Source organism: Leptotrichia sp. oral taxon 417 (assembly GCF_013394865.1).
GTDB classification, from domain to species: domain Bacteria; phylum Fusobacteriota; class Fusobacteriia; order Fusobacteriales; family Leptotrichiaceae; genus Leptotrichia; species Leptotrichia wadei_A.
The window spans coordinates 1,901,140-1,927,917 of the sequence record NZ_JABXYV010000001.1; the positions used below are offsets into that span (position 1 = coordinate 1,901,140).

The 26,778-nt window shown below is 30.2% G+C and carries 28 protein-coding genes; 7 read left to right on the forward strand and 21 right to left on the reverse strand.

Features of this window, described 5'->3' with window-relative positions; translation table 11 throughout:
- Positions 1-64 precede the first annotated feature (64 nt).
- The 20 genes from HW276_RS08670 to HW276_RS08765 form a co-directional block, all read right to left on the reverse strand.
- Positions 65-610, reverse strand: coding sequence for a DUF2262 domain-containing protein (locus HW276_RS08670; protein WP_178938164.1), 546 nt, complete (start codon positions 608-610; stop codon positions 65-67).
- Between the two features lie 231 nt (positions 611-841).
- Positions 842-1,417 carry a 3-isopropylmalate dehydratase small subunit gene (gene leuD / locus HW276_RS08675; protein WP_178938165.1) on the reverse strand — a complete coding sequence of 192 codons (576 nt, stop codon included), beginning with the start codon at positions 1,415-1,417 and terminating at the stop codon, positions 842-844.
- Positions 1,418-2,291: 874 nt separating this feature from the next.
- Entirely contained in the window at positions 2,292-3,710 is a 1,419-nt protein-coding gene (gene leuC, locus HW276_RS08680; protein ID WP_178938166.1) for a 3-isopropylmalate dehydratase large subunit, read from the reverse strand.
- 61 nt (positions 3,711-3,771) lie between these two features.
- Positions 3,772-4,446, reverse strand: coding sequence for a Fic family protein (locus tag HW276_RS08685; protein ID WP_178938167.1), 675 nt, complete (start codon positions 4,444-4,446; stop codon positions 3,772-3,774).
- A gap of 37 nt (positions 4,447-4,483) precedes the next feature.
- Positions 4,484-5,323 carry a YwqG family protein gene (locus HW276_RS08690; RefSeq protein ID WP_178938168.1) on the reverse strand — a complete coding sequence of 280 codons (840 nt, stop codon included), beginning with the start codon at positions 5,321-5,323 and terminating at the stop codon, positions 4,484-4,486.
- Positions 5,324-5,342: 19 nt separating this feature from the next.
- Positions 5,343-6,188, reverse strand: a complete 846-nt coding sequence (locus tag HW276_RS08695; protein ID WP_178938169.1) for a metallophosphoesterase — start codon at positions 6,186-6,188, stop codon at positions 5,343-5,345.
- Positions 6,163-6,639, reverse strand: coding sequence for a hypothetical protein (locus HW276_RS08700; RefSeq protein WP_178938170.1), 477 nt, complete (start codon positions 6,637-6,639; stop codon positions 6,163-6,165). Before HW276_RS08700 ends, HW276_RS08695 begins: the two co-directional genes overlap by 26 nt.
- Positions 6,640-6,687: 48 nt before the next feature.
- Complete coding sequence (locus HW276_RS08705; RefSeq protein WP_255460424.1) at positions 6,688-6,894, reverse strand: PspC domain-containing protein; 207 nt, start codon at positions 6,892-6,894, stop codon at positions 6,688-6,690.
- A gap of 59 nt (positions 6,895-6,953) precedes the next feature.
- The gene (locus tag HW276_RS08710; protein ID WP_178938171.1) at positions 6,954-7,517 is read right to left on the reverse strand and encodes an NAD(P)H-dependent oxidoreductase; all 564 of its coding nucleotides are present in this window, start codon (positions 7,515-7,517) and stop codon (positions 6,954-6,956) included.
- 128 nt (positions 7,518-7,645) lie between these two features.
- Positions 7,646-8,092, reverse strand: coding sequence for a DUF1016 N-terminal domain-containing protein (locus HW276_RS08715; protein WP_255460425.1), 447 nt, complete (start codon positions 8,090-8,092; stop codon positions 7,646-7,648).
- 22 nt (positions 8,093-8,114) lie between these two features.
- Positions 8,115-9,647, reverse strand: coding sequence for a 2-isopropylmalate synthase (locus tag HW276_RS08720; RefSeq protein ID WP_370464647.1), 1,533 nt, complete (start codon positions 9,645-9,647; stop codon positions 8,115-8,117).
- 109 nt (positions 9,648-9,756) lie between these two features.
- Positions 9,757-10,506, reverse strand: coding sequence for a class I SAM-dependent methyltransferase (locus HW276_RS08725; protein WP_178938173.1), 750 nt, complete (start codon positions 10,504-10,506; stop codon positions 9,757-9,759).
- A 121-nt stretch (positions 10,507-10,627) separates the two neighbouring features.
- A complete protein-coding gene (gene ilvN, locus HW276_RS08730; RefSeq protein WP_147004189.1) occupies positions 10,628-11,116 on the reverse strand; it encodes an acetolactate synthase small subunit in 489 nt (162 codons plus the stop codon).
- A complete protein-coding gene (gene ilvB, locus HW276_RS08735; protein ID WP_178938174.1) occupies positions 11,109-12,830 on the reverse strand; it encodes a biosynthetic-type acetolactate synthase large subunit in 1,722 nt (573 codons plus the stop codon). Before ilvB ends, ilvN begins: the two co-directional genes overlap by 8 nt.
- 33 nt (positions 12,831-12,863) lie before the next feature.
- Positions 12,864-14,087, reverse strand: a complete 1,224-nt coding sequence (gene ilvA, locus HW276_RS08740; RefSeq protein ID WP_147004590.1) for a threonine ammonia-lyase — start codon at positions 14,085-14,087, stop codon at positions 12,864-12,866.
- Positions 14,088-14,250: 163 nt separating this feature from the next.
- Positions 14,251-15,120: an alpha/beta hydrolase gene (locus HW276_RS08745; RefSeq protein WP_178938175.1), complete on the reverse strand. Its 870-nt coding sequence runs from the start codon at positions 15,118-15,120 to the stop codon at positions 14,251-14,253.
- Positions 15,121-15,223: 103 nt separating this feature from the next.
- Positions 15,224-16,897, reverse strand: a complete 1,674-nt coding sequence (ilvD, locus tag HW276_RS08750) for a dihydroxy-acid dehydratase (protein WP_178938176.1) — start codon at positions 16,895-16,897, stop codon at positions 15,224-15,226.
- Positions 16,898-17,113: 216 nt separating this feature from the next.
- Positions 17,114-17,275: a LemA family protein gene (locus tag HW276_RS08755; RefSeq protein ID WP_147004193.1), complete on the reverse strand. Its 162-nt coding sequence runs from the start codon at positions 17,273-17,275 to the stop codon at positions 17,114-17,116.
- 346 nt (positions 17,276-17,621) lie between these two features.
- Positions 17,622-18,362, reverse strand: a complete 741-nt coding sequence (locus HW276_RS08760; RefSeq protein ID WP_178938177.1) for a tetratricopeptide repeat protein — start codon at positions 18,360-18,362, stop codon at positions 17,622-17,624.
- Between the two features lie 31 nt (positions 18,363-18,393).
- On the reverse strand, positions 18,394-19,188 hold the full coding sequence (locus HW276_RS08765; protein ID WP_178938178.1) for a lipopolysaccharide assembly protein LapB: 795 nt from the start codon (positions 19,186-19,188) through the stop codon (positions 18,394-18,396).
- Between the two features lie 380 nt (positions 19,189-19,568).
- On the opposite strand from HW276_RS08765, the gene argS reads away from it, so the two are divergent.
- From argS to HW276_RS08800, 7 genes are all read left to right on the forward strand, one after another.
- Positions 19,569-21,293, forward strand: a complete 1,725-nt coding sequence (gene argS / locus HW276_RS08770) for an arginine--tRNA ligase (protein ID WP_178938179.1) — start codon at positions 19,569-19,571, stop codon at positions 21,291-21,293.
- 347 nt (positions 21,294-21,640) lie between these two features.
- Entirely contained in the window at positions 21,641-21,928 is a 288-nt protein-coding gene (locus HW276_RS08775; protein ID WP_018499676.1) for a hypothetical protein, read from the forward strand.
- 20 nt (positions 21,929-21,948) lie between these two features.
- Positions 21,949-22,803 (forward strand): polysaccharide deacetylase family protein, encoded by an 855-nt coding sequence (locus HW276_RS08780; RefSeq protein WP_178938180.1) that lies wholly within the window; start codon positions 21,949-21,951, stop codon positions 22,801-22,803.
- Between the two features lie 151 nt (positions 22,804-22,954).
- The gene (locus HW276_RS08785) at positions 22,955-23,452 is read left to right on the forward strand and encodes a septal ring lytic transglycosylase RlpA family protein (protein ID WP_021746977.1); all 498 of its coding nucleotides are present in this window, start codon (positions 22,955-22,957) and stop codon (positions 23,450-23,452) included.
- A gap of 159 nt (positions 23,453-23,611) precedes the next feature.
- Positions 23,612-24,322: a 3-oxoacyl-ACP reductase FabG gene (gene fabG / locus HW276_RS08790; RefSeq protein ID WP_178938181.1), complete on the forward strand. Its 711-nt coding sequence runs from the start codon at positions 23,612-23,614 to the stop codon at positions 24,320-24,322.
- A gap of 6 nt (positions 24,323-24,328) precedes the next feature.
- Positions 24,329-24,961 carry an RNase H1/viroplasmin domain-containing protein gene (locus HW276_RS08795; RefSeq protein WP_178938182.1) on the forward strand — a complete coding sequence of 211 codons (633 nt, stop codon included), beginning with the start codon at positions 24,329-24,331 and terminating at the stop codon, positions 24,959-24,961.
- 19 nt (positions 24,962-24,980) lie between these two features.
- Positions 24,981-25,457, forward strand: a complete 477-nt coding sequence (locus tag HW276_RS08800; RefSeq protein ID WP_010128382.1) for a hypothetical protein — start codon at positions 24,981-24,983, stop codon at positions 25,455-25,457.
- A gap of 168 nt (positions 25,458-25,625) precedes the next feature.
- Here the strand turns inward: HW276_RS08800 and HW276_RS08805 are convergent, their stop codons facing one another.
- The gene (locus tag HW276_RS08805) at positions 25,626-26,723 is read right to left on the reverse strand and encodes an RNA-guided endonuclease TnpB family protein (RefSeq protein ID WP_178938183.1); all 1,098 of its coding nucleotides are present in this window, start codon (positions 26,721-26,723) and stop codon (positions 25,626-25,628) included.
- Positions 26,724-26,778 lie beyond the last annotated feature (55 nt).

Here is a 26,778-nt window from a genome sequence, read left to right on the forward strand (position 1 = left end):
CTTTTGCTATACAATGTAATTGTATTACTAAAATAGCGTAAAAATCAATATTTTTATTAAAAATTTATCCTGCCATATCTCCACCATAAAATTCTCCATTTATATTTCCATCAATAAATAAAATATGACCTCCAAACATTATATAATCTATATCAAATAATCCAACATTAAAACAGCCATTATTATCCATCGTAATTGAACTTACATAAAGTAAATTTTTAAATGCTTCTCTTGTAAAATTTCCATTTCTCAAATTATCAGCTTCTTCTTTCCCAATATATTTTTCTATATCATTAATTAAATTTGGTATATCTTCTTCTTCAAAATCTGACCTAGGCCAATTATCATCTTCTATTATTTCAAATAAATCTTCTCCCGCTGCATCTTTTATTTTCTTGTCCCATTCTTTCGCATTTTCAACCAATATTTTCAAATTCTCCAATTTTTCTCGAACTTCATCAACTTCTTTTTCAAAATCATAATAATCCAAGTATACTTCAATTTCCTCACCATTCCACAAAACTTTGAATTCGCTATTTTCTTCTGGATTTTTTTTAATTTCCTCCATTATTTCATTAACATTTATCTCTTTTAAAATTTTATTTTTCAAATTTAAATTCTCCTTCTTGTTAGATTTTATATTTTTTATTCAAAAATCAATTTTTTTTAAAAATGTGCCTGAAAACTCAAAATATTGAATTTAACAACTTTTACAAAAATTACATTTTCTTTTTTCAAATTTTTCTATTATTTTACAGTTCCCAAACACATTTTATTCTTTAATCCATAAAAAATTCTTCTATTTCTCCATTAAATTTAAGATTCTCACAATCTTTATCGACTATCTATGACTTTCTTCATATTTTCTAATCTCATCTTCATGCTGCAATGTCAATCCAATCGAATCCAACCCCTTAAGCAATCTCTGTTTCCAGCTTTCTTCCAACTCAAAAACATATTCTTTCCCATTCGCAATCAATTTATTGTTTTCCAAATCAACTGTAACTTTCGCATCTCCAGGCAATTTTGATAATTCGATTCTATCTGCTTCTGGCAATGTTATTGGCAAATGTCCGTTATTTAACCAATTCATGTAAAAAATTCCCGAATATCCTCCCGCCACGATTACATGGATTCCATAGTCTTGCAATGCCCAAGCAGCGTGTTCTCTACTCGATCCACAACCAAAATTTTCTCCAGTAATCAAAATTGTTCCATTTTTGTATTCTGGCTTATTCAAATTAAAATCCATATTGTCAGATCCGTCTTCGTTATATCTCCACTCATCGAAAACATGTTTTCCAAATCCTGTTTTTTCAATACTTTTCAAGTATTGTTTTGGAATTAATTGATCTGTATCTATGTTATTATTCATTATTGGAACAATTGTTCCTTCATATTTTGTAAATGGTTTCATATTTTATTCTCCTTGTTTTTTTTATTTTGATTTTTATGGTCTAAGGTATCTTGTTTTACTATAAACTTTTTCTTCTGAAGTATATACAATAAAATTTAAAAATGGTGCTACCAATTTATTTTCTTCCCATTTTTTCAATGCAGAAGTTTCAACTACAAGATCATAAGTACCTATTCCTTTTGATTTAAAAAAATGGTGATCACTTCTTTTCTGTATTGGAAACGATATTTTTAATATTTTCTATACTATTTTTTATTTTTCCCATTGCATATCTCCTAAAAAATTACTTTTATTCTAATAATTATACACAAAATAATAAACAAATAAATATAATAATTACTTCTTATTTTTAAATTGCATATTTTCCTTAAAAAAAATATTATTATTATAATATCAATAAAATATACTTTTACTATAAATGAAAACATATAAAATAATGAATAAATAATAAAATTAAACATAAAAAATTTTAAATATATGTACTTTATAGCAGAAATTAATAAAAGAATATCAAAATATTTTTTTAGGTTCTTATTTTTTAAATTCATTTTTATAATGTAGAATACCAAAATTATGAATAATATTGATAAAATTTTAACTGTTAAAAAATTTTCCTTATCCAAAAAAAGAAGATCTCTTTGAAGATATAATCCTGTTGCACTTTGAAATACCAATTTTTCATAATCTATTTTCATTTTGTTATCAAAAATATTAATTGAATTTAAAATTGAATAAATTAAAATTAGCATTATACTGGTAAAAATAGCAAAATTGTAAAGAATCAATATTAAACATAATATAATAAAAATTAATATCTTGCTAAAATTCATCAATTTTACTTTCATGATATATCGTTTCCTTTATACTAAAATTCCTATTTCACTTCATCCAATTCCCTTACATCCACAAATTTTCCATAAATTGCAGCAGCCGCAGCCATTGCTGGACTTACTAAGTGAGTTCTTGCTCCTTTTCCTTGTCTTCCTTCAAAGTTTCTGTTTGAAGTTGACGCACAGTGTTCTCCGCTTGGAATTAAGTCTGGGTTCATTCCTAAGCAAGTTGAGCATCCAGCTTCTCTCCACTCAAATCCTGCGTCTTTGAATATTTGTGCGATTCCGTTTTCTTCGGCTGCTTTTTTAACAAGTTGTGATCCTGGAACGACTACTGCTGTAATGTTTGGAGCAACTTTCTTCCCTTTTACAATTTTTGCTGCAATTTCTAAGTCTGCTAATCTTCCATTTGTGCAAGATCCGATAAATACATGTTTTAATGGAATGTCGTAAGGTGATCCTCCTGGTGTAAGTCCCATGTAGTTGTACGCTCTTTCGTAGTTTACATCTTTAATTTCAGGGAATCTTTCACTTATTCCAATTCCCATTTCAGGGTTTGTTCCCCAAGTTACTTGTGGTTCAAGGTTTGAAACATCAACTTTTATGTATTTGTCAAATGCATCTACAGAATCTGTGTACAATTCTTTCCATTCAGCCACTTTTTTATCAAATTCTTCGCCTTTTGGTGCAAATCTTCTTCCTCTTACATATTCAAAAGTAGTTTCGTCAGGTGCGATAATTCCTGATTTTCCTCCTCCTTCAATTGCCATGTTACAAATAGTCATTCTTCCTTCCATTGACATATTTCTAATTGTATCTCCAAAAAATTCAAATGCATACCCATTTCCTAGACCAATTCCGTAAGTTTTAATAATATGTAAAATTATATCCTTCGCATAAACACCTTTTTGCAATTCACCAGTTATTTCAATTCCCATTGTTTTTGGTTTCTTTTGCCAAATTGTCTGTGTCGCCAAAACATGTTCCACTTCACTTGTTCCAATTCCAAATGCCAAAGCTCCAAAAGCTCCATGAGTCGCAGTATGGCTATCTCCACAAACTACAGTTTTTCCAGGCTGTGTCAATCCTTGTTCAGGTCCAACCATATGCACAATTCCGTTATTTTCATTAAACATATCAACCAATTCAATTCCAAATTCTTTACAGTTAGCTGACAACGCATCCAATTGTGCCTTTGAAACTTTATCTTTAATATTCATTCTGTCAGCCATAATTGTTGGCGTATTGTGATCCATTGTTCCAAATGTCAAGTCAGGTCTTCTAACCTTTCTCCCTGCAATTCTCAATCCTGAAAACGCTTGTGGCGAAGTAACTTCATGAATCAAGTGCAAATCAATATACAAAAGTTGTGCTTCTCCAGGTTCTCCTGTAATCACATGTTTTTCCCAAACTTTATCAAACAAAGTTTTTGGGTTTTTCTCTTTATTTTTAATTTCTGACATTTTTTCTCCTCCGATTTTCTCTCCAAATTTTTTATTTATATTTTTTTATTTATTAACCTATTTAAAATTGTTCCATTCGTTTCTTTTCAAATTCTTGCAATTCCTTCACTTTATCTAAAATAATATCTGCATTTTGTTCCCTTAAATAGTTCATATACAATGCTCTATCATTTTTTTCAATCACAAACGGACTTATATTTTCCTGAAAACACAAATACAGCATAATCAGCCTTCCTGTTCGTCCATTTCCATCGCTAAAAGGATGAATTCTCTCAAATTCTATATGAGAATTTAATATTTCTGACAACTTTTCATCATCAGTTTTACACAATTCCAACCTATAATTCAAGTTTTCAATCCAATTTTTTGTAAGAGCTGGTGCCTGACTTGGTGTAGAAGTTTCAAAATCTGCACCAATTATTGCATTACTGCTATTTTTAAAATTTCCCGCATTATCATTCAACCTGTCTAAAATTTCCTTATTTATATTTTTAATCACATAGATATCCAATTTTTGGTCATTCGCAAGTTCAGTCAACATATAGTCAATCGCCCTTTTATGATTCAAAACTTCAAAAACCTCACGAACACTCTTACTTCCAGGTATTGTACTATCTAAAATAATTGTAGCAGTTTCATTTAGTGTCAATGTATTTCCTTCAATTGCATTTGAATGATGCGTCATTCTTACTGATAAATCTAAAAAATATTCATAATTTATAGTTTTTATATCCATTTTCCCAACTTTCTATTTTTCTATCTATTCAATAAAATTAATAACAATCCCAATTGTAAAAAACATCTGAAAAGTCCCTATTTTTCAACTTTTCACGATTAATAAAGAAATTCATCACTCCACAATCTCCAATCATTATTTCTTTTCCACTATTAATTTGAAATAATAAAGTATCGTATTCATTCATTTCCTCACCTTTTCTTGGTTCAGATTGTGTGAAAAATGGAAATCCATTACATTTTGTACCAATATTTTCTTCATAAAATTCATATCCATAAATTTCTTCCACTTCTTCAGACAATTTATCTTTTTCATCAAATTTAAAATTTTCTTCTTCCCATACTTTTTCAAATAAAATATCTAAAAAATCATAGTCTAAATTCTCTTTTTGTTTTCCCAAAGAAAATTCCATTTTGCAAGGATGATGTGCTATCAAAAAATCCCATGCTGGGTCATATTTGCAAGGATTATACATTTTCTTAAACTCATCTTCCAAATAGTAATCTTCAATTTTCTCATAATAAATTACATCAAAACCATTCCGATTTGTACTGTTGTCAAAATCTAATCCCATCAAGTCATCTCCCAAAACCCAAAATTGTAAAATTCCTTCTTTTGGAAAATTTTCTAGACCTTTTAAGTCAGCACAATTTATCTGTGCAAGAAACATAAACTGTTTCCCTTCTGAATTTGTTGGAATTTTACTCCCTTTTGGAATATATGGAATTCCTTCAATTTTACTGTCTGTTATTTTTATTTCCTTTGAAGTATTGACTGAAGCATTTGCAACTATCATTTCTTTTGCTGTTTCATAATACTTTTTTTTAATTTTTTCAAAAATCTCTTTTGCCAACTTCTTTAATTCTTTATCTTCCATATCACACCACTTCCAAATTTTAATTAATTCTCTTCAACTCAAAAATCACAATTTCAGGCTGTGCGAAAAATCGAATAAACATCTCAAGAAAAGCACCACCAACTCCAGAAGTAATATAAATTTTATGTCCGCCATACTCTTTCATTCCGTAGCCATATTTTTTCTTATCCTTCACTGCCGACACAATAATTTTTCCAAAAAAAGTAACCTGTCCAGCGTGGGTGTGTCCTGCTAAAATCATATCAGTTTTTTCCTTTTCAGTTTCCGACATTTGCTCAAAATATTCAGGATTATGAGTTAAAAATAACACAAAGTCTTCTTTTTTCGTACCTTCAAGAGCTTTTTTCGCATCAGGTTTTCCATGCCACAAGTCAGTCACTCCAGCGATGTATATTTTCTCATTATTTATCATTACTTTTCTATTTTCATTTGTAAGCAGATTAAACCCAAGTTTTTTCATATTTTCAGCAGTTTCCTTTTCACCTGGATACTCATGATTTCCATAAATCGCATATACTCCAAGTTCAGGAATTTTAATATTTTTAGCATCTTCATAAAACTTAGGAATATTTTTCTCCCAAGTCGCATAATCTCCACCTAAAAGAATCATATCCTTTTTTTGTGCATTAATCAGTTCAATTGCCTTTTTCTGCTGCTTTCTATTAAACCGTGTCATCGTATCATATTGAAAATCCGCCACAAATAGCACTCTCTTTCCATCAAATTCTTTTGGAATATCTTTTGACTTTATCTCAATTGTCCTAATTTTAATATGCCTGTACTCATAATGAGCATAAATTAAAAATATCACAATTAATCCTACAAAAACCAACAGAAATTTAATAATCCAATTTTTTGCCTTCATTTTTTCTCCTTTTAAATAAAATAAACAATAACCCCAAATAGAAGTATAAATTCATCATTCCCATATAAGCTCCAAAGCCTAGTAATATAAGATATAAAAGAAATGATCCTTCTCCCGCATCTTCTGGTTCAGGACTCAATATAAAAAATCCAAATATGCAAAAAAATATTATTACTTTTATCACCATTATAACTAATGGTGGAATTAACAAACTTTTTTTACTGACTCTTATTTTTGAAATTAAGTAAGCAAAAGTTAAACAAATTATAATAAAAATAATCTCTATTAATGAAAATAATTTTTCTAAAATCCACTCATTTTTTATATTCAGATTTATAAAAAATTCGTAAATACTATTATAAATATTATTATTAAACCTTATAATCGCTAAAACAATGTCAAAAAATATTAAAAACAACAAGTAGGATAACCAAAAAAATACTTTTTTCATTTTCATTCTCCACCTAATTTTTATTTAACTATTTAAGAATTTCAAAAATTAAATTCGTTTTTTCAAAAATATTTTATTCATTAGGATAGAACTATCGCACAAATAATATAAGCCAGTAGACCCATTCCTACACAAAAAATCAAAACAAGCCATACTATTCACAATACTTGAATCAATATCAAAATATTCTTCAATTCCTCCGCATACGCCTGTAAATTTTCTATCTTTTACTGATTTGTACAATTTCTTTTTCATAATATAAAACTCCTTGTTTTTTATTCGCTTTAAATTAAGAGTATTTTCTACTTTTCTTCTTAATTCCCAACAAATTTACCAACTTTTTCAAGAAATTTCTTCCTGTCTTCAGCTTTTCCTTTTGCTCTTAAACTATAATGAATCCATTTTGTGTTTTTTATTCCAACTCCACCGAGATTCGCTTTTCTCATCGTCATTCCAAATCCCATTATATTTAATAAAAACTTTGGTGCTTCAGCCGTTGTAATCAATTTAGCCGATTTTATTGGTAAAAGTCCTTTTATTCCATATTTCCCACTTTCATAAGCAAATCCTCTCAACATAACTTTATCAAAGAATCCTTTTAATATCGCAGGTAACGACATCCACCAAATCGGAAAAATCAATATTAGCTCATCTGTATTTTTCAAAATTTCCTGATATTTCAGAACTAAAGGATCAGCACTTTTTCCTTGCGAATACAATTCCAAATCTTTTTCAGTCATCACAGGATTGAATCCATCCTTATTCAAATCTATAATCGTATATTTTTCTTTTGTTTCTTCCAACTTTTCCACTACTTTATCTAAAATTGCTTTATTAAAACTTCCATTCCATGGGTGTGAAAAAATTATTGTTTTCATTTGTAAATTTCCTTCTCTCTGTAATCAATTTTCTAATTAATATCCCACTTCATTATTATTTCTACTTTCAAACAATGTCTTCTGCCTTTCTATTTCATTTATTAATTCCTCTTCGCTAGGCAGATAATTTATATATTTACTTGCAAAAGTGTAGATATATTCCTATCCAAAGTTCTTACAGACCACATATTTTCTGCTGCTTCCGTCAAATAAAATATTCTGGCTTTCTTATCGGAAATTCTTAAAACTTTTTGAAAATGAGACCATGTCAATTTGGCGGACACTGTTCGCCATTTTTCAAAATCTGAAAACATAAGATAGAATTGTCTTATTTCTCTTAATGTTCTATAACTATATCCTTTTCCAAATTCTTCTGTAAGTTCCTTAGATAAATTTTGTAATATTTCTTTCCCATATTCAGCTGTTTCTTTCCCGTTCTGTTCTTCTTCTACAATTCTTCTTCCAATTTCCCAATATGCTTCCACCATCGCCGAATTTACAGCGGTATATGCTTTTTGTCTAGCATTTTTAAGTATTCTCTTTATTTCATTAATGTAATTATTTGATATTTCCATCAAAATCCCCTCCCTTTTAAAATTACTTATTATAAAGTCTATTTATCCCATTAATATAAGCCTTTATACTAGCTTCAACTACATCCGTACTTTGTCCTCTACCAATAAATCTATTTCCATCTTTTTCAATTACAACAACAACTTGTGCTTGTGCATCCGTATCCCCTGTAATCGCTTCCAATTTATATTCTTCTAAGACAAAAGTGTCACTCACTGCTAAATTTACTGCATTGTAAGCTGCATCAACTGGTCCATCTCCAAGAGCTTCTTTGACTAATTTTTCTCCATCTAAGTCAATTGTAACTGTAGCTTTTGGTTTTTTACCTTCTTGTCTTGAAATTTCAAAGTGAGACAATTTGATTCTTCCTTCGATTTTTGCCGCATCTCCAGCAACTAATGCGATAATATCTTCATCTAAAACATATTTTTTCTTGTCTGCCAATTTTTTAAATTGTACAAATAATTCTTCCACTCTGTCACTTCCAACATGGTCAAATCCTAAAGATTCCAACTTTTGTATAAAAGCGTGTTTTCCTGAATGTTTTCCAAGTACCAAGCTGTCTGGATTTCTTCCTACAGATTCTGGACTCATAATTTCGTAAGTTTCAGGATTTGCTAAAACTCCGTGTTGATGAATTCCTGATTCGTGTGCAAATGCATTTGCTCCAACAATTGCTTTATTTGGCTGTGTTGCAACTCCTGTCAAAAGGCTTACTAATTTACTTGTTGGATAAATTTGCTTTGAATCAATGTTTGTGTAATATTCTTCAAATAAATCTTTTCTTGTTTTCAAAATCATTGCAATTTCTTCAAGTGAAGTATTTCCGGCTCTTTCTCCAAGTCCGTTAATTGTACATTCAATTTGAGTTGCTCCAGCTTGAATCGCTGCAACCGAATTTGCTACAGAAAGTCCCAAATCATCGTGACAATGCACAGAAATATCAACATTTTCAATTCCTTTTACATTTTTTCTCAAATAAGTTATAAGTTCAAACATTTCATTTGGAGTTCTGTAACCCACAGTATCAGGCACATTTAATGTAGTAGCTCCAGCTTTTATAGCTGTTTCATACACCTCTACCAAAAATTCTTTTTCTGTTCTGGTCGCATCTTCTGAAGAAAATTCAACATCATCAACAAATGATTTTGCAAGTTCTACCATTTCTTTTACTCTTTCAAGAATTTGCTCTTTTGTCATTTTCAGCTTAAACTCTCTGTGAATAGGCGAAGTTGCAATAAATGTATGAATTCTAGGTTTTGCCGCACCTTTTAGAGCCTCCCCTGCTGCTTCAATATCTTTTTTCACAGCTCTTGACAAACTACAAACTGTTGAATTTTTTACATTTTCAGCAATCATTTTTACAGCTTCAAAATCTCCAGGCGATGCCACAGCAAACCCAGCTTCAATTATATCCACTCCCAAACTTTCCAATTGTTTTGCAATTCTTAATTTTTCTTCAGCATTAAGATTAACTCTTGGTGTTTGTTCTCCATCTCTTAGTGTTGTATCGAATATTTTAATATGCGTTTTCATTGTCTTATTCTCCTTGTAAATTAATTTTCTTGTTTCGCTTTTTTATTTTCTATACCTCAATTTATCAAATTCAAAAATTTCTTTCAAAATATTCACTCTAAAAAAAGTTCACTTTAAAAACAAAAATTTACTATTTCTTCTCAGCTTCAAATCTCAATCTTACATAATCAGCTATAATTTGTCCATTTTCATTTTTTTCAAGCTCTTTTTCCACTTTTTCAGCTATTTCATCAATCAATTTTTCGTGCATTTCTTTCGGAATATTCACAAAAGCAGGTGCAGAAAAGGTTTGTAGCCATCCTTTTATCCCTGTAGGAAGTAAAGTTGGACGAGAAAAACTTATCATTCTTTTCACTTTTAAGCCATATTTATTAAGTAATTCTGTTTCTTCTTTTTCTGTCGGAAAAAACCAGCATTTTACAGCTTTAAAATTATGTCTTCTTGCAACTTCAAACATTGCATTTTCTATTTTTTCCACATTTCCTTTGCAACCCATTTCGACCACAAATCGTCCACCTTTTTTGAGTGCTTTTGCCACACCTTCCAAAACTTTATCAGGATTTGTCATCCAATGAAGTGCCGCATTGGAAAAAATTGCATCAAATTCGTTTTCAAAATTCATATTCTGTGCATCGCCTTGTATCGCATCAACTCCCAATTTTCTAGTTGCTTCAACAAATTTCTGACTTCCATCTAGTCCCAAAACTTTGCACCCATATTTTGAAATTTCCTTAGTCAATACACCATCTCCACAGCCTAAATCCAAAATATATTCATCCTTTTTCGGATTCAGCCATTCAATCAGTTCCTTTCCATAATCCGAAACAAACCGTGCATTTTTTTCATACTTTTCCTTTTCCCAATGCTGACTCACACTCATTTTCTGTACCTTCTTTCTGTGCTATTACAATATTTCTCTATTTTTAACAAAATAATCAATATTTATATTCATTGATACTCAATCCTAAAATCCCAAAATTCACTTCAAAATTTCTAAAATTCTACAATTTTTCTCCACGACTCATCGCTACAACCCCAGTTTTTGCAATTTCCAAAACTCCATAATTGTGCATAATTTCCACAAATCCACGCAATTTTTTCACATCTCCTGTAAGTTCAATAACTAATGAAGTTGGTGATACATCTAAAACTTTTCCTCTATAAATATCCGCAACTTGAACGATTTGTGCTCTAGTTTCTGGATCAGATTTCACTTTTATTAACATCAATTCTCTTCTAATAACATTTTCAACTGGGAAAACTTTTACTTTTACAACATCCACAATTTTATAAACTTGTTTTTGAATTTGATTTAATGTTTTGTCATCTCCTTCTACTGTCATTGTCAATCTCGCATAACCAGGTTTATTTGTAACTCCTGCTGTCATTTTTAAAACAGAATATCCTCTTCTATTGAATAAAGACATTATTCTCGACACAATTCCATCAGTATTTTTTGCAATTATTAAAATTTCATGCTCTCTATTCATTTTCTAACACACCTTTCTTTCCGATCATTTGACTTACAGTTTTTCCTGCTGGAATCATCGGGAATACATTTTCTTCTTTTTCAACAACACATTCGATTAACACACCTTCATCAGATAATATTAAATCTTTCAATTTTGTTCTCAAATCTTCTTTGTTTGTAAGTTTTGCATTTTTAATTCCATACGCTTCTGCAATTTTAATGAAATCTGGATTTATTTCTAAATCAACGAATGAATATCTTCTATCTTTAAACAATTCTTGCCATTGTCTAACCATTCCCAAGTAAGAATTGTTCAAAATAACAACTTTTACTGGTAAATTGTATTGTTTAATCATCATTAATTCTTGCAATGTCATTTGGAAACCACCATCTCCAACGATTAAAACAACTTTTTTATCAGGTGCTCCTATTTGTGCTCCAATTGCCGCAGGAAGTCCAAATCCCATTGTTCCAGCTCCTCCTGAAGTTACGATTGAATCAGGATTTTTGTAAGTAAAATATTGAGCAGCCCACATTTGATGTTGACCAACATCAGTTACTACAATTGTGTCCCCTTGCAAGATATCGTCAATCGCTTTTAGAACTTCTTGTGGAAGCAATTTATCTTCTCCAACTTCTCTATGTCCTAATGGATATTCTTTTTTCCATTCAACAACTTTTTTAACCCATTCCTCGTGAGTTTGTGGCTCAATTTCAGCATTAATATCAGTCAATACATATTTTAAATCCCCAACAATTGGCACATCAGCTCTTTTATTCTTATCAATTTCAGCTGGATCAATGTCAATGTGAATAACTTTTGCATTTTCAATAAATTTATTAGGATTTCCAGCAATTCTGTCATCAAATCTAATTCCAGCCGCAATTACTAAATCTGCCTCATCTGTCGCATAATTCGCTGGTACAGTTCCGTGCATTCCTAACATTCCAAGAGATAATTCATGCGATTCAGGAAATGCTCCCAATCCAAGTAATGTCGTAGCCACAGGTGTTTGTGTCTTTTCAGCATAGTCAAACAATTCTTTCGACGCTTTCGATTTCAAAACTCCCGCTCCTGCAATTATCAACGGTTTTTTCGCTTCTTTTATCAATTTAATTGCTCTTTTAATTTGACCTTGATGTCCTTCATAAGTTGGCGAATATCCTTCCAATTCAATTTTTTCATCAAATAATCTCTCAAATTCTTCATATGGAATTTGATGAACTTGAATATCGTTTGGAATATCAATAAGAACTGGTCCTGGTCTACCTGTTGTCGCAATGTAGTAAGCCTCTTTTACAACTCTAGGTATTTCTTTTATATTTTGAATCAAATAATTACATTTTGTAATTGGCATTGTAATTCCAACTGTATCAGTTTCTTGGAAAGCATCTCTTCCCAATAAATTTGATCTAACTTGTCCAGTTATCGCAATCATTGGTACAGAATCCATATGTGCTGTCATTATTCCTGTAACCATATTTGTCGCACCAGGCCCTGAAGTCGCAAGACAAACTCCCACTTTTCCAGAAACTCTCGCATAACCATCTGCCGCATGTGACAATCCTTGCTCATGTCTTGCAAAATAGTAATTTATTTTGTCATAACTATAAATTTCATCAAATATTGGAATTACCGCTCCTCCCGGATATCCAAAAATATCTGTTATTCCTAATCTGTGTAGCGATTCTAGTAAAATTCTACCACCGTTTATCATCTTAGTTTCACTCATTGTTTCAACCACCTTTTCTTAATTTTTTATTTTCTAATCATCAATCATTGCTTGTGCATTCAATCTTCTAATTATATATCCTTTTTTCTCAAATTCTTGAGTTATTTTATTAATATGTTCTTCTCCATTTGTTTCAACTGTAACTTGTAATTCAACTTCATGGAATCTGTCTAAATTCTTAAACTGATTATGTTCAAGTCTAATTACATTCGCATTTTGTTCCGAAAGAATTTGCGATACAGCCACCAATTGTCCTGGTTTGTCAGGCAAATCAACCGCAAATGTAAAAATTCTTCCTCTAGCTACTAATCCTTTATTAATCATAGATGAAATAGTTAATACATCTATATTACCACCACTTATTATTGAAATTATCTTTTTCCCTGTAACATTCAATTTTTTCAATCCTGCCACAGCCAAAATTCCTGAATTTTCCGCAACAATTTTATGTTTTTCAACCAAAACCAAAAATGCCGCCATTAACTCATAATCAGATACAGTAACTATGTCATCTACATATTTTTCAATATAGTCAAATGTAATGTCACCAATTTTTTTAACAGCTGTTCCATCTGCAATTGTGTTTGCTTCATCAAGTTCAACCACATGATGACTTTTTCTAGCCTCCAATGCACTCGCTGCACCTTCTGGCTCAACACCAATTATTTTTATCAATGGATTTTTTAATTTCGCAGCTGAAGCAATTCCTGAAATAAGTCCTCCTCCACCAATTGGCACCAAAATAATATCAGCGTCAGGCAATTCCTCCAAAACTTCCAAAGCAATAGTCCCTTGCCCTTCAATTACATCTTCGTCATTAAACGGATGCACAAAAGTGTACCCTTCTTTTTCCTGCAATTTTTTTGCATACTCATAAGCCTCATCATAAACTTCCCCAGTCAAAATAACTTCCGCACCATATCTTCTAGTCGCTTCAACCTTAATAAGCGGCGTATGTTTAGGCATAACAATTACAGCCTTAATTCCCAATTTTTGAGCAGCTAATGCCACACCTTGTGCATGATTTCCAGCCGATGCTGCAATTACTCCTCTTTTTTTCTCTTCTTCCGTCAATTTCGCAATTTTATTATAAGCACCTCTTATTTTAAATGCACCTGTTCTTTGCAAATTTTCTGGTTTAATATAAACATCGTTTCCTGATTCATCAGAAAAAATATTGCTATGAATCAATTTCGTCTTTTCAATAACTGTCCCCAATCGTTCTCTAGCTTCCATAAAATCATATAATTTATGCAATTTTTTCACCTTCTCCAATTTTTTTATTTCCCTAATTTTCTTTCAGTTTTTTACAAGGAGTTATCTCATAAATCAAATAAAAATAATTTACACTAAACATTGTCATCTTTCAACTAATGCCAATAAAATTACTTCTGATTTATTAGGCACTCCCTGTCTTATTTTAAATATTTTTTATTTTTTTATTCAAGAAATCTATTATCAATTCTGTAACTTCAGACTGAAACCAATATTCATCTGAATGTCCTGCTCCTGGAACTATGTATCTTTTTGAGTCCACACCCTTTTCAATCAACGCCTTATGAAGCATTTCTGTCTGATTCGGAAGAACCAATGTATCTGCATCTCCATGCATTAATAGAAATGGAGGCGTTTTTTGTGAAATATAAGATATAGGATTTGTAGATTCAATATTATTCCTTACATCATTTAGCCAGAACTTTACTGACATAAGTATCGCCCTATAACCTTCTTCTACATCTTCAGGAATATCAAAATCAACCTCTCCAAAATCTGTTACGCCATAAATATCTATAACTGCTTGCACATCACTATTTTCAGATAAATTCTCCCCCCTGTCAAAATTCGTAGTTCCGCTTGTAACTCCTGCCATTGCTACCAGATAACCTCCAGCAGATTCACCCATCAATGCTATTTTCCCCTTATCAATTCCATACTCATCAGCATTAGCCTTTAAAAATCTTATTGCTGCCTTCACATCTTCCAGACTTTGCGGAAAAACTCCATCAGGAATAGTCCTATATTCCATACTTGCAACTACATAACCTGCTTTAGCTATTTCCAATCTTTGTTGCAAATAATTTTCCTTATAGCTGTGTGCAAAAGACCCTCCTGGCACAAATAATACTGTTGGATATTTCCCCTCTCTATTAGGCTTTAAAATATCCATTTCTAATTTTATATTTTTCCTAAAATAGCTAACTGGCTGTGAATAAGTAACATTTACTATTGATTTTATTTTTTCTTGTGTCAATTTAACATTTAGAATTTCACTTTCATTATCATTTACCATTTGATTTTTCTCCTCTGAAATTTTCCTAATAATTACGATTAAAGTTAGCAATATCAAATTCCATCTAATGTTTATTTTCTGACGAACAGTAATGTGGTATTTACTAATCTAAAATTTCAATTGCTCCTCTATCTGCAGAAGACACATGCATAGCATATTTTTTCAAGTATCCTTTTACTTGAAGTTTAAATGGTTCTAATTTAGCTTTTCTAGCTTCAATTTCTTCATCAGAGATTTTAATATTAATTGATCTGTTCGGAATATCAATTTCCACAATATCTCCATTTTGAATAATCGCAATATTTCCACCTGAAGCAGCTTCTGGCGAAACGTGTCCAATCGAAGCACCTCTCGTAGCTCCAGAGAATCTTCCATCTGTAATTAACGCAACATCTTTATCAAGACCCATTCCTGCAATCATAGCTGTTGGTGATAACATTTCTCTCATTCCTGGTCCACCTTTTGGTCCTTCATATCTAATAATTACAACATCTCCTGCTACAATTTCTCCACCAACAATCGCTTTAACGGCTTCTTCTTCACTATTAAATACTTTCGCAGGTCCTGTATGTTGCAACATTTCTGGATCTACCGCACCTTCTTTAACAACACATCCATTTGGTGCCAAGTTACCTTTCAATACAGCAATTCCTCCAGTTTTGTAAGCTGGTTTATCCCAAGGTTTGATTACATCGTCATCATTAATGAATGCATCTTTTGCCAATTCTCCTTGTGTTTGCAATGCTACAGTTTTCGCATCTCCATGCAATCTTTCATTTTCAAGCAATCTCTTCATAACTCCAGTAACTCCACCCGCTCTATACAAGTCTTCAATGAAATATTCTCCAGATGGTGACAATTTACAAATTTGACGAGTTTTTTGTGCAATTTCATTAAAGTCACTTAAAGTCAAGTCAATTCCAGCTTCATGAGCAATCGCAGGTAAATGTAACGCTGTATTAGAAGATCCTCCAAGTGCCATATCTACTGCAACCGCATTTTCAAATGCTTCTCTTGTTAAAATATCGCTTGGTCTTAAATCTGCTTTTAAAACTTCCATAATTTGCATTCCCGCTTTTTTAGCAAGTCTTGCTCTTTCTGAAAATACAGCTGGAACAGTTCCATTTCCTGGAAGTCCCATTCCAAGTGCTTCTGTTAAGCAGTTCATAGTATTTGCAGTATACATTCCTGCACATGATCCACAAGTCGGACAAGCCATTTCTTCTACAGAATTTAATTCTTTTCTAGTAATTTGCCCAGTGTTATAAGCTCCAACCGCTTCAAATACATTACTTAATCCAATTTTTTTACCTTTATAAACTCCTGCAAGCATTGCTCCTCCACTTACAAATATTGAAGGTATATTCAATCTTGCCGCAGCAATCAACATTCCAGGCACTACTTTATCACAGCTTGGCATAAACACAATCGCATCAAATGGAGTAGCCATAGCAACCGCTTCAATCGAATCTGCAATTATATTTCTCGTAACCAACGAATATTTCATCCCAATATGATTCATCGCAAGTCCATCACAAATTCCAATTGTATTAAATTCCATTGGAACTCCTCCAGCCATTCTAATTCCATCTTTTACCGATTGAACCAAGTTTTTCAAATGAACATGCCCTGGTATTATTTCATTAAATGAGTTCGCAATCCCAATTATTGGTTTTTCCATTTCGTCATTTATGAAACCCAATCCTTTTAATAACGATCTATGTGGCGCTCTAGCCGCACCTTCTGTCAAGTTATTACTTCTTTTTTTTCCATCCATTGATTTTCACTCTCCTAAATTTTTTTATATAAATAAACATCAGCCAACTTTAAAAATTAAAAAATAATTACTTAAAGTTATTTGAATATATTTTATCACATATCTCACAAAATTTTTACCTATTTTTTTTTATAAAAAATAAAAGACGATTTAAATATAAATCGCCTCAAAGTTATAAAAACAAAAATAGTTTTTTTATTATTATGATTCTATCAATTATCTTTCAGTAAAACTAGCCATTACTCTTCCATCATTTACCAATCCAATAAAATCACTGCTAGAAACTTTCAAGGCAACATATTTTCCACTTTGCACGACTTTAATTTCTAAAATTTCAATAATCAGTAATAATGATAAGACTAAAATTAATAATGACATAATTTCCTCCAGTATTTCAATTTTTTACTTTATTTTCATGAAATTATTATAGCAAAAATCATTAATTTTGTAAAATATATATTATATATATAATCTATCTATTTTATTAATCTTTGAAAAATTAACTGTTATTAACAATTTCGAGATGTCTATAATTTTGTGTAAACTAATAGAAAATCTAGCAAATTAAATATTCATATGTTCTATTTACACAAAAATTTTTATACACTCACAATTTCATTTAAAAATAAGGTTATGCTTCAATATTTATTAGCATAAAATTGTAAATCTCTACAAAAAAATATAATGAATCTTCTATTGAAAAAAATTTAGTTAATTATAAAATTTATCTTTTTGCTCGAATAATGTCAAGTGTTTCATTGAATTCCTTTTTCAAATCCTCATCATCTGAATTTTTAGCCAAATTCATCCCTTTTTTTGCTAATTTTTCTGCATTATCATAATCTCCCAAATCAATATACAAAACTGCCAAATTATCGTAAGCCCACAAATTGCCCTTTTGTATTGATACCAGATACCATTTTATTGCTTCCTTTTGATTTCCTTCATTTTCAGCAATTAATCCTAATCTATTTTCTGAAGATCCATCCTTTTCAAATTTCGTAACTTTCAAAAACCATTCCTTCGCATTTTTGTAATCTTCCAATTCTTCATAAGATGCTCCAATCCAAAAATAATTATCAGTATTATCTGCTATTTTCTGATATTCCTTATAATATTTTATAGCCTTCTCATAATCTTCCTTTTCATAATAAACATAAGCCAAATTTGAAATTGCATTATAATTTCCTCTTTCTATAGCCTTCAAATAGTATTTTTCAGCTTCTGAATAATTATCCAAATTATCATATAAAACTCCCAGTTTATTCAAATAATCCGCGTTATTCGGAAACTCATTCACATATTTAGAAACTAAAGGCAATAATTTCTTCTGATCATCCCTATCATAAGCCTCACTTATCTGTTTTTCCAAATTTTCTCTTTCCTGTCTTGTCATTGCTGAGAAACTTTGAATCCCCAACCCTAAATTCGCAATTAATACTAATAAAATCAAATATTTTCTCATATCAAAACTTTCCTTTCCTAAGATAAAAATATTATTTTTGACTATTTTTAACTTCTTCTATAGTTTCCTGTATTTCCTTCATTTTTTCACTATTTTTTTCTTTTTTTGCTGTTTCAAAGGCTTTTTGAAGCCATTCCAATGCCATTTTTTTATCTCCCAGCTGATAATAGAGATCGCCTAAATTAAACTGGCCTCCTAGACATCCCTTATTTGCAGAAGCCAATAGCCATTTTTTTGCTTCCTTTTGATTTCCTTCATCCAAATAAATCATTCCTAGAATATTTTCCGACACTCCATCTTTATCATAAACAGATGACTTAAAAAGATACTTTTTCGCTTCTTCTGGATTATTATCATTATAATTAAAAATTCCAAAAAGAAAATCCTTTAACTCCGGTTCATCTTTAAACATCTCATTATATTCTTTTTCATCAACTTGATTTAACCATTTTAATGCACTTGTATAATCTTCTGTAAAACCATAAAACATTCCAATCATAAATCGTATGTCGTATTTTTTACCATCTCCAGCAATAAAAGGATATTTTTCCTGCAATCTTACAGCCTCGTCAAACTCCTTTTCAGCTTCATTTTTTCTTCCAGCTCCATCATAAATTGATCCTAATATCGCTTTATATATAATTTCTGTAGGATCTTCCGATATTTTCTTTTTTAATATTAACACACCTTTTTGAGTATTTCCTCTATCAATATTTTCAAAAGCTTGATCGAGAATCTTGTCCAATTCTTTTGAATTTACAGGTAAATTTTGTGCTGCAAAAGATAAATTAGATAAAATTATTAAAAAAACTAATATTTTTTTCATTCTTTATGTTCACCTCTTTTATTTTTTTATGAAATTTGTATGTAAAATTTATAATTATAGTAACATTTTTAATTTTATATGTCAATTCTCTATTTTAAATGTATGCTCGAATTTGTTTAAAATTGAACTATTAAAAATCATATAAACTTAGGGTCTGAACAAAATAGTCATAGCTTTTGAGTTCGATTTTAAATAAGTTTTACTATAAATTAAATACTGCTAAAATATTCTCTTTGAGTTAAGAAAAATGATGTTTTTTTTTTATTTATAAAAAATTTGAAAAAAGTCTTTAGTTATAGTATAATGTTTTTGGAAAAAAAGGATTATGCGTTATCCTAAAATTAACGTAAATTTTGAAAGAAAGGAAAAAATTTAAAATAATGGAATTGCTGACAATAAAATTAAAAAAGTTGTTTTCAGAAAATATAAATAATATTTTTGGTGCTGATTATGCGGAAAAAATTGATATTCAAAATTCTACTAAAAAGGAATTTGGGGATTTTCAAACAAATTTTGCAATGGTCAGCTCAAAATTAATTGGAAAAAATCCCCGTGAAATTGCGAGTACTCTTGTGGAAAATTTTTCAGAAAATGACATCATTCAAAAGTTGGAAATTGCAGGACCTGGATTTATCAATATTTATCTTAAAAACGGTTTTTTAAATGAGGAAATAAAAAAAGTGGAAAATGAAAAATATGACTTTTCATTTTTAAATACCGATAAAACTGTAATTATCGACTACTCTTCTCCAAATATTGCAAAAAGAATGCACATTGGACACTTGAGAAGCACGATTATTGGAGATTCCATCAAGAGAATTTTACAATTTCTGGGATTTCATACACTTGCCGATAACCATATTGGTGACTGGGGAACACAATTTGGAAAACTTATTGTGGCTTATAAGAACTGGCTGGATAAAAAGGCTTATGAAAAAGATCCCATTGGAGAACTGGAAAAAATCTATGTAAAATTTTCAGATGAAGCTAAAATAAATCCTGCTTTGGAAGATGAAGCACGAGAAGAATTGAAGAAATTACAGCTTGGAGATAAAAATAACCAAAAATTATGGAAAGAATTTATTGATATTTCACTAAAAGAATACAATAAAGTTTATGATAGACTTAATGTAAACTTCGATTACTATTTTGGTGAGTCATTTTACAATGATATGATGCCATCGGTTCTTGAAGAATTAAAGCAAAAAGGTATCGCAAAAGAAGATCAAGGTGCACTAGTAGTATTTTTTGAAAATAATAGATTGCCGCCTGCAATTGTTCAAAAGAAAGATGGAAGTTTTTTGTATACGACTTCGGATCTTGCTACAATGAAGTTTAGAAAAGATGAGTTAAAAGTCGATGAAGCAGTTTATTTAACTGACGACAGACAGCAAAATCACTTTAAGCAGGTTTTTGAAATTGGAAGAATGTTAGGCGAGCCTTACAATTATAAAAAGACTCACATTGTATTTGGAATTATGAGACTTGGTAATGGAATAATTTTCTCTTCTAGAAGCGGAAACACAATAAGGCTTGTGGATTTGCTAGATGAAGCAAAAGCTCAAGTAAAAAAAGTAATTGATGAAAAAAATCCAGATATTCCAGAAGATGAAAAGGACAAAATTGCTGAAATTGTAGGAAGCGGAGCTATAAAATATTTTGATTTGAGTCAAAATAGAACTTCTGATATAACATTTACTTGGGATAAAGTGCTTAGTTTTGAAGGAAATACAGGACCTTACCTGCAATATACCTACGTTCGGATTATGTCAATTTTTAGAAAATTGAAGGAAGAAAATATCGAAGTTAAAAATAACGATGTTATTTTGGATGATATGAATGGAATCGAACGTGAGCTTGCAGTTGAATTATTAAGATTTCCTCAAGCCGTGGTAAAAGCCTATGAAAACTACCGTCCAAATATAATTGCAGATTATTTATTTGACACAGCAAAATTATTTAATAACTTCTATAATTCAAGTTCTATCTTGAAGGAGGAAGATAAAAAAGTAATGGATGCAAGAATTTTACTGGCAAGAAAAACTGCATTTGTATTAAAAGAAGGACTTAGCCTGCTTGGAATAAATACAGTAAATAGAATGTAAATAAAAAAATTTAAATTGTCAATAAAATTTGAAATGTATAGTTTCAGCCCTTAAAATCAATAATAATACATTGTCAATTAAAAAAGAGAAGAAAATTAATCAAAAAACAATTTTGATTTAATGGTGGTTTAATTGTTATAGTGTATACTATACTCAGATCGATTAAAAGATCTGAAACCTCAATTAACCCCCCCTTTTATGAGACCTCTTTTTTAAGAGGTCTTTTTTCATTTTATATTCTAAAATTTACTTGATTTAAGAATTTGGTATCAGAGGGTTCAAACATATTTAAATAATTTTATTAAATTAATAACAACAAAATAAAAAAAGAAAAGAGAGGAAAAAAAATGTCAAAACAACACGAATTTATTTATGATTATAGAGATGATCATAATGAAGAAAATAACAAAAAATTAGCAAGAAATGCAATTATTTTACTTGTTATTTCTATATTGCTATTTCTTTTTTCACATTTTGTGCTAATTAAACAAGGTGAAAAATTTAAACAAGAAATTCCAGCATTGAAGGAAAACAAGCAAAAATTGGAAAAGGAAGTTGAAGTTCTTAACGGAAATATAAAACACGGTGAAGACAGCTACAAAAAAGTTGAAGCGTTAATTAACAAATATAAATAAGAAATGAGAGGTAATAAAAAATGAAAAAAACATTTTCAGTCATTGGTATAATAGTGGCTATAATTGGATTCCTATATTCAGGAGTGCATATTTTTGGTACAACTGCAAAATTTATTGAACACCATAGCTTAGAATCAAGCATAAAAAAATTAACACATGAAAAAAACACAAAAACTGCAGATTTAGCTGCGGTTATTAAGAAAAATGATGATGTAAAAGCACAATATCAAAAGTTAAAAGCTGACAAAAAAATTAAAACAGTTTATTTGACATTTGATGACGGACCTTCAGGACACACTGATCAAATTCTTGAAATCCTGAAAAGAAATAATATAAAAGCTACATTTTTTGTAATCGGAATTGGAAAAAACTTTAAAGACTACAAAAAAATAACTGATCAGGGACATTCTATTGGGCTACACAGCTTTACACATGAATATAAAAAAGTTTATGCAAATGAAGACAGTTTCTTTAAAGAATTTTATCAAATACGTGATGCTGTAAAATCTACAACCGGGCAAGATGTTAAAATTATAAGATTCCCTGGAGGTTCTAGCAATGCTATTGCTTCAAAGGCTTTAAAAACTGCTATCATTAACAGATTGACAAGAGAAGGGTTTGTTTATTTTGATTGGAACTGTGACAGTACAGATGCTTCTGGAAATAATGTTCCTGTAGCAAAATTAGTAAAATATGGTGTTTGTACAACTCATCCTGACATTAATGTCCTAATGCACGATACAAATGCTAAGAAAACTACTGTTCAGGCTTTACAGCAAATTATAGACGGGTATAAAAAGGCAGGATATACATTTGAAACGTTAAATGTAAACAGCCCTAGAATCCAACATGTTAAACAGCCTGAAATAAAATAATTATAAAATAAGAAAAAAAAAAGTAAATTGACTTTAATAATATGGTATAATTAAGTTAAATATTCTCAAAATAGGTAATAAAAGGAGAGTCTACTAATAAATATCAAATTGGAGAATATGTTTTTATATATTTTTAGTAGCAAATATTAAAATGAGAAAAATAATTACTATGTTTGCGGGTCTGATGGTTTCATTGTCATTAGTTTCAGAAACAAAAACAGATGGAACAAATATAATTTACATAAAAAAAGAAATGATGAAGGCAGCTGATGATGTAGATAATGTAACAGATTTAACTGTTTCCAAAAAAGATGAAACTTCTGAAGCCGCAAAATCAAAAACTTCCAAACATTCACAAAAAGGAATTGCTTCATATTATGGTAAAAAATTACATGGAAGCAGAACAGCAAGTGGAGAAAGACACAATTCAAATGAAATGGTAGCTGCCCATAGAAGTTTACCATTTGGAACAAAAGTTAAAGTTACAAATTTAAGTAACGGTAAGGAAGTTATTGTAAAAATAAATGATAGAGGTCCTTTTGCAAAAGGACGTGTAATAGATTTAAGCTACGGAGCTTTTTCAAAAATTGAAAGTCCAGGAAAAGGGCTTACAAATGTAAAATTAGAAGTTCTAAATAATTTATACTAAATCCCATTTAAAAAACAGAAATTAAATTTTATGTTATTTGCTCCTATTGCAAAAAACTCATAATTAATTTACTATTTAAATGGGAAATAGTATTAATTAAAAATTCAAAGCCAAAAAATTAGAAATTAGAAAAATTAAAAATAGGAAGGTGGAAGTATAGTGTTAAATGGTAAAATTGCATTAATTACAGGTGGTTCAAGAGGAATTGGGAAGGAAATTGCATTAAAATTTGCAGAAAATGGAGCTACAGTTATTTCTGGGGATTTAATTGATCCTGATTACAGCCATGAAAATGTTTCACATATAAAATTAAATGTTACAGATAGAGAAAATATCAAGGAAGCTGCAAAGGAAATCAAGGAAAAATATGGAAGACTAGATATTCTTGTAAATAATGCAGGAATTACAAGAGATGCATTGCTTCAAAGAATGAAGGAAGCTGACTGGGATTTGGTAATTGACATTAACTTAAAAGGTGTTTATAACGTAATGCAAGGATTTGTTTCACTACTATTAAAAAGTAAAGCCTCAAGCGTAATTAATATGGCTTCTGTTGTCGGAATTGATGGAAATGCAGGGCAAACTAACTATGCCGCTACTAAAGGTGGAGTAATTGCTATGGCAAAAACTTGGGCAAAGGAATTTGGTAGAAAAAATCTTAGAGCAAATGCAATTGCGCCAGGTTTCATCGAAACAAATATGACTCACGTATTACCTGAAAAAATTGTAGAAAATGTACTTGCAAACACTCCACTTAGAAAAATGGGTGATGCTGAAGATGTAGCAAATGCGGCATTGTATCTAGCAAGTGACATGTCTAAATTCGTTACAGGACAAGTATTAAGAGTTGACGGAGGATTAAACTTATAATCTGAAATGTCAAGAAATCAAAAATTTTATGCCTATTTCATTATAAATACAAATGAAAATGGAATACTTGAAAATTGGGTGGAATGTCAAAAAAAAGTAAGCGGAAAAAAAGCCCGTTATAAATCGTTTAAAAACCTTTTAGAAGCACAAGAATGGTTAAATTCTGGAGCAAATTATGAAAAAAAAGAAAAAAAGGATTTAACAAAACTGTACTCTGAACTGGAACGGGAGGCAATTTACTTTGATGCGGGAACAGGACGAGGCAATGGCGTAGAAGTCAGATTAACTGATTTTGATGGCAATTCGCTGCTTTATAAAATTATGAATGAAAAAAATATCAATGAATTTGGAAATTATTATGTTGCCAACACCAGAACAAACAATTTTGGTGAATTAGTTGGTATTTATACAGCTTTTGTCTATGCAAAAAAATATGGTACAAAAATAATTTGTGGAGATAGTTCGCTGGTTATCGAATACTGGACTAAAGGGCGATATAACAGTTCCAACCTCGAAAGTGATACAGTTGAACTTATAAAAAAAACTGCTCTGATGAGAAATGAGTTTGAGAAAAGAGGAGGAACTGTAAAAAAAATCTCTGGAGATGTCAATCCAGCTGATTTAGGTTTCCATAAATAATATTAATCAAGGAGATTTTATGAAAAAATTACTATTACTAATAATGATGCTTGTAATGTCTGTTATTGGGACAGCTGCTAAAAAAACTTTAAATAAGTCTTTTGAAGGGCAATATGTAAGATCAACAAATACTTTTACTTATGTAAAAGATAATCTGGTATTCCCAAATAAGACAATTAACTATACAGTAAAAGATGATTCTGGATTACTAGATCAAATCTATAATTTCATTGGTCAAAAATATGGAGTTACAGATACTGATGTTGTCGTTTTAGACATTGAAGGTACTGCTTCTAATAAAAACAAAGTTATGACTATTAAAAAAATAACTAATTATCAAATACCTGAAGATAGATTACATCCATCTGTATTTGGATTGCCGTCATCATCAACAAATACAGAAACTACTAATGACAATACAGCAGGTGTATCAAATAATGAAACTGAAACACCAAATTTAAATAATACTGGTTCATTCTTTAACCAAGGAAACTAATATTTAAATTGTTTTTTAGAGACTTTTTTCAAATGAATTAAGTCTCTTTAATTTAGTGAACTACTCCCGCTTTTAGAAGCGGGAGCTTCTTGGGAAGTATCTGTTTTTGTTAGCCAAATATATTTACCAAGCTCTTCGGGTAGTTCCTACCCTGTTTTTTTTATTTTCCTAATATTCCAACATCAATTTTCCAATGTTTTTTATATTCAATGCCGCATTGTAATCTCTATCAATTTCAATCCCACAGCACTCACATTTATAACTTCTTTCTGATAATTTCAGTTCCTCTTTAATATTTCCACATTTACTACATGTTTTCGATGACGGAAACCATTTATCTATCTTCAAAAATTGTTTCCCTAAAAACATCAGTTTATACTCAAGCATCCTCAAAAACATTCCCCATCCATTATCTCCTACACTTTTACCAAAATTTAATGACTGGCTCATCCCTTTCATATTCAAATCCTCAACAACCACAGCATTATACGCTTCAGACAATTTTTTTGATAATTTATGCAGAAAATCTTTTCGACAATTTTTAATATACTCATATAACTTTGATATTTTCGCTTTTTGCTTATACCAATTTTTAGAAAATTTTACTTTTCTCGATAATGATTTCTGTAATTTTTTCAATTCTTCTTCCAACATCCTAAAATATCTTGGATAATCAGCCCTTTGGTTTTCAGAGCTGACAAATAATTCAGACATTGAAAAATCAAGTCCAATCACTTTATCATTACTTGGCATTTTTTGAATTTCTTTTTCAAATTCTGTCAAAATAGAAACATAGTAATTTCCATTACTATTTGTCAATGTTACCGACTTTATTCTATAATTCTTTGGTATTTCTCTATGATATTTTAATTTTATTCTTTTCAATTTTGGCAAGACCAAATATTTATTCTCCTCAATTCGTATCGAATTATTCACACAATTTGTTGTATAACTTTTAACATTATTCTTTTTAGATTTGAACCTTGGAAATTTCGCTCTCTTCTGAAAAAAATTCGTAAACGATCGTTTTACATTCAATTGAGCATTTGAAAGTGCTAGACTGTCTACTTCTTTTAGAAATTGATTTTCACTCTTCAAACTGGCAGGTGTAATTATTTTATTTTTTCCAGTTTCTTCATAAAATTTATTCGTAGTATACAAAATCATATTGTAAACAAAGCGAACACATCCAAAAGTCTTATTTATCAATAATTCCTGCTCTTTATTTGGATAAATTCTGTATTTGAATGCTAAATTATATTTCATAAAATTACACCTCCTTTTGATTTTGAATATTATTTTTAATTATTTCTATTCGATA